At 65.7% G+C, this 3,285-nt stretch carries 2 protein-coding genes; both read left to right on the top strand.

What is annotated here, in order from left to right; translation table 11 throughout:
• Nucleotides 1–1,997: hypothetical protein (locus tag GXY33_13070; protein ID NLX06063.1), on the top strand; the 1,997-nt coding region annotated here is incomplete at its 5' end.
• A 135-nt stretch (nucleotides 1,998–2,132) separates the two neighbouring features.
• Nucleotides 2,133–3,285: hypothetical protein (locus tag GXY33_13065; protein ID NLX06062.1), on the top strand; the 1,153-nt coding region annotated here is incomplete at its 3' end.

Raw genomic sequence — 3,285 nt, 5'->3', positions numbered from 1 at the left:
TGCGGCCGGCCACGGACATGATGTTCATCAACCTGGAGAACACGCCGGCATCGCTGCGCTGGGCGGACGAGGTCAAAGCTTATCTGGCCACCGGGCAGCGGGTCACCTGGGTGGGCTATCGCCGCGACCGGGGCGTGTTCCCGATGATCGACAAGTACTACACGGACGAGTTCGCCAAGGACGACGACGGCGTCGAGTTCCAGGTCTTGCAGCCGCCGGCCGGGGCGAAGATCATCGCCCGCAACCAAGCCGGCCAGGTCTGGAACCTGATCGACGGCCAAGTTCAGATCATCAGCAAGAATGCCGAGGTGAAGCCCGGCTGGCGGCCACAGCAGGTTGTTTTCGATGGCCGGGACCACCGCTTCAACTATGCCGCGTTCATGGAGAACGGCCTTGGTGTGCGCATGCTGGAGGTCGGGCCGCAGTTCGAGGCCTTCACCTACACCGCCGGCGACGAACAGGTCACGGTGATCAGTCTGGTTCCGCATCTGGATTCGACGATTCGTCTGGGCGAAGCGTTGCCGCCGTTCAATCTCGACGCGACCAGCAACCACCGCGAGCCGCCGCCCATGAAGCCGTACCCGGTGAGCTTCACCGTGCCGCCCGAGGCACGAAGCCGCACTCGCATCCACCGCGCGGACGGTACGCCGATCCCGCCGGCCCAAGGCTCGGGAGACGCGTTCCGCTTCGAGTTGATGCCTGACGACCGCACGTTGGTCAGTTCCAACAACAAGTTCAGTTGGGCCCCGCAGGGCATCCTCTTCGCTACTCATGAAACGCGAGCCACCGCGATCATCCGCACCCCGGCGAATGTGGCGCCGCGGTTTGAGAGTCTGGCGACTTCGGGAACCGCGAAGACTCCACAAAGCGACGCGGCAGCCATCTTGATCGAGGCCGAGCGACCGACCGCTTCGAACTTCAACCTCGACGTATTCAGCGCGTTGCCGGAGTTGAGCGGCGACGCCTTCTTGGGGCTGGCATCCCAGATCCCGCCGCCCTCGCCGGACGGCTACGTCGCGACCTACGACTTCGAGGTCCAGGGCGAGGGCCACTATGAGCTATGGGTCCGCGAAGGCGTCCTGGCGATGGCCTCGCCCGGTCGCTGGCGGGTGAACGACGGCCCCTGGCAAGAGGCCACGAACGCCCTCGTCCCAAGCCAGATCCGCCTTGCGGCCCAGTACAACGCCCTCGAGGACGAGCGCATGCTCTTCGCCTGGTATCGTTACGGTACGACGCTGTTGAAACCCGGCAAGCATCGGTTCAGCTACAGCGTGGTCAGCAAGCGGCCCGGCGGCTTGGACGTGAACCTGGCCAATGGCACGCCTTACGCGAAGCTCATCGACTGCTTCGTGCTGACCACTGGGGACTTTGAGCCTGCCGGCCGGACGTTCACCGTCAAGCCGCGGTCCAGTGGATACCGGCCCCGCGGCCCGCTCGTCAATCTGGTGGTCAATCCCAGCCTGGAAGCCGACTTCGGTGGGTGGACGGCAGAGGAATGGGCCAGCGATCGCTGGAAGTGGTTCGAGTTGCGCCACGACGACGGTTGGCATCGCGACCTGTGGTGGACTCGTCGGGCACCGGCCCAGGGACACCTGCGCATTGAGGGGCTGATGGACATTGGCGGTTTGCAGGTACGGCAATCGTTTGCCGGCGTTCGTTCGCTGCGGATCCGTGCCGGCAAGCCCGAGCGACGATTCAGCTCGACGCCGTTTGCGGTCATTGCCGGGCAGCGGTTCGCCTTCGGCGGCCACCAGCGGGCCGACGCTCTCAAAGCCAAGGCCCGCGTGCGACTTCGCTTCCTCGACGGCCAGGGACGTGAACTGGCCGTCCATGCCACACAACCGCTAAGCGGTACGACCTTCTGGCAGAAGGTGTCGGCGATTTCCGAACCCGTGCCGCAGGGCGCGGTTCTGGCGATCCTCGACTGCCACACGGACAGCGGCGAGGGCGGCACCGCTTGGTTCGACGACCTGTATACCTATCACCTGCAGGAGTGAGCCCGGCGCTGTACAATCTTCGGAAGCGCACCGCCGGCGCGTGCCGGGAGGGTGAACGCCAGGACATTCTCTCCGGAGATCCTGCTCATGCTCGCCGCTTGCGCGTTCCGTTCGCCTCGCGTATGCCTTTGTATCGTGCTGCTTGCCCTGGTTTCCTGGTCGGCCAGGGTGTGGGGAGCCGAAACCGAGCGTGTGTTCCGCGCCGGGGCGGCCGCGATCGACATCGCGCCGCGGGAACTGCCGGTGCACATCGCCGGGAGCTTCTTTGCGCAAACGGCCGACACAATCCAGGATCGACTCCACGCCCGCTGCCTGGTGCTGGATGATGAGGTCACCCGCGTCGCCATCCTGACCGTCGACACCTGCGTGGCCACCCAGGACTTGCTCGACGAGGCCAAGCTTCTGGCCCATCAGGCGACCGGCATCCCGGTGGACCGCATGCTGATGTCGGCGACGCATACACACGCGGCCCCCACGCTGACCAGTCTGCTCGGATCGGGAGAAAATCCCGGCTACCGACGATGGCTCCCGGCGCAGATCGCCCAAGCGGTCACAGAGGCCACGGCGAACCTCGCCCCGGCGCGGATCGGCTGGACCGTTGTGCGAGCTCCAGAGCACACCCACTGCCGGCGCTGGATCCGGCGGCCGGACCGGATCGACACCGACCCCTTCGGGCGTTTGAGCGTTCGGGCCATGATGCATCCCGGCTATCAGAACCCGGACTATCTCGGCCCCGCGGGCCCGGTCGATCCGGACCTTTCCATTGTCTCCGTGCAATCGCCGGAGGGTCGGCCGATCGGACTGCTGGCGAACTATTCGATGCACTATGTCGGCGCCCCGCCGGTCTCGGCGGACTACTTCGGCTCCTTCGCCGACCAGCTCACCACTCTGGTCAATGTCCAGAACGCCGAGCCACCTTTTGTCGCCCTGATGTCCAACGGCACGAGCGGCGACCTGCATTGGATGGACTACGGCGAAGCGAAGCCCGCCCAGCCGCAGAGCCACATCGCCTATGCCGAGGTGATCGCACGGAAAGTTTTCCAGGCCTGCAAGGACATCGCATACCACAACTGGGTTCCGCTGGCGATGCGTGAGACCACGCTCCCGCTGCGCGTCCGGCCGATCTGCGCGGACGATCTGACTAACGCGCGAGAGTTGACCGCCACCTTCGCGGACCGACTCCCGCGAACCCTGCCGGAACTCTACGCCCGCGAGCAGATCCAACTCAGCCAGGTGCCGCCGGAGCGCGAGGTGCCATTGCAGGCTCTGCGGATTGGCGAGCTGGGCA

Source organism: Phycisphaerae bacterium, from assembly GCA_012729815.1.
In the GTDB taxonomy this organism is placed as follows: Bacteria; Planctomycetota; Phycisphaerae; order JAAYCJ01; family JAAYCJ01; genus JAAYCJ01.
Note: the sequence above shows the minus strand (reverse complement) of the source record. Positions and strands in the feature narration are given on the sequence as shown.